Source organism: Streptomyces torulosus (assembly GCF_001419765.1).
Classification (GTDB): domain Bacteria; phylum Actinomycetota; class Actinomycetes; order Streptomycetales; family Streptomycetaceae; genus Streptomyces; species Streptomyces torulosus.
Genome location: NZ_LIRK01000713.1, coordinates 1 through 1,520, shown reverse-complemented (window position 1 = coordinate 1,520; position 1,520 = coordinate 1). Strand labels below are relative to the sequence as shown.

General features: G+C 74.3%; 1 protein-coding gene. It reads left to right on the top strand.

Features of this window, described 5'->3' with window-relative positions:
- Positions 1-77: 77 nt before the first annotated feature.
- On the top strand, positions 78-1,433 hold the full coding sequence (locus AOK23_RS38230) for a cytochrome P450 (protein WP_055717070.1): 1,356 nt from the start codon (positions 78-80) through the stop codon (positions 1,431-1,433).
- The last annotated feature ends 87 nt before the right edge of the window (positions 1,434-1,520 follow it).

Below are 1,520 nucleotides of genomic sequence, written 5' to 3'. Positions count from 1 at the left end.
GATCCGGACTCCTCCACCCGGGCGCTGATCGCGCTCACCGCGTACCTGCTGAGCCGCGACGCCGAACTGGAGCACGCGTGACCCCCGAGACGCCGCCCGGCCCGCCCCCGGGCTGCCCGGCCCACGAACCCCTCTACGGCCCCGACTTCGCCGCCGACCCGGCCGCCGCCTACCGGCGGCTGCGCGCACACGGTCCCACCGCACCCGTCGAACTCGCCCCCGGCGTCCGGGCCACCCTCGTCACCTCGTACGACGCCGCCCTGCACGTGCTGCGCAGCACCGAGACCTTCTCCAAGGACCCGCGCCGCTGGAACGACCTCGCCGACGGCACCGTCCCCATGGACAGTCCCGTCGTCCCGATGATGATGTACCGGCCCAACGCCCTGTTCACCGACGGCGAGGAGCACCGGCGGCTGCGGGGCGCCATCACCGACAGCCTCGCCCGCGTGGAGCCGCACACCCTGCGCGGCTACGTCGAGAGCAGCGCCGACACCCTCATCGACCGGTTCGCGCCCACCGGCAAGGCCGATCTGCTCGGCGAGTACGCGCAGGTCATCCCCCTGCTCGTCTTCAACCACCTCTTCGGCTGCCCCGCCGACCACGGGCTGAAGCTGGTCGAGGGCATGTCCGGGATCTTCGACGGGGTGGACGCCGAGCGGGCCGACGAACTGCTCACCACCACCCTGTTCGACCTGGTCCACCTCAAGCGGCGCACACCCGGCCCCGATGTCACCTCCTGGCTGCTCGCGCACCCGGCGGCACTCACCGACGAGGAGATGGTGCACAGCCTCGTCGTGCTCATGGGCGGCGGAACCGAGCCGCAGCAGAACCTGATCGCGGGCGCCCTGCGGCTGCTGCTGTCCGACGACCGCTTCGCGGGCGAGCTGTCCGGCGGCAGCCTGCCCGTCGAGGACGCGCTCGACGAAGTGCTGTGGACCGACCCGCCGATGGCCAACTACGCGGTGCACTACCCGGTCCGGGACGTCGTGTACGAGGGCGCGGCACTGCGGGCCGGGCACCCCGTGGTGGTGTCGCTGGCCGCCGCGAACACGGACCCCGCGCTGACGGGTGACCGGCGGGCGGGCAACCGGGCCCATCTGGCGTGGAGCGCGGGCCCGCACAACTGTCCCGCGCAGAGCGAGGCCCGGCTGATCGCCTCGGTCGCGGTGGAGAAGCTCCTCGACCGCTTGCCGGACCTCGAACTCGCGGTGCCCTCGGATCAGTTGGAGTGGCGCCCGGGTCCGTTCCACCGCGCGCTCACGGCCCTGCCGGTGACGTTCCCGCCGGCCCCGGCGGCGGCGCGGGCAGCCCCCGCGCGCGCCGTCCCGCCCGTGCCGCCCGGCTCGCCTACGGCGAGTGGGGCGACGGAGCGCGGGGGCGCGGGGCCGAGGAACGGGTGGGCCCGGTTGTTGTCCTGGTGGCGGGGAGAGTAGGGGCGCCCAGTAGCTCGGGGGTGCGTGTCCGTTGGCGGGTGCGGGTGCGGGTGCGTCGTGGCTGGTCGCGCAGTTCCCCGCGCCCCT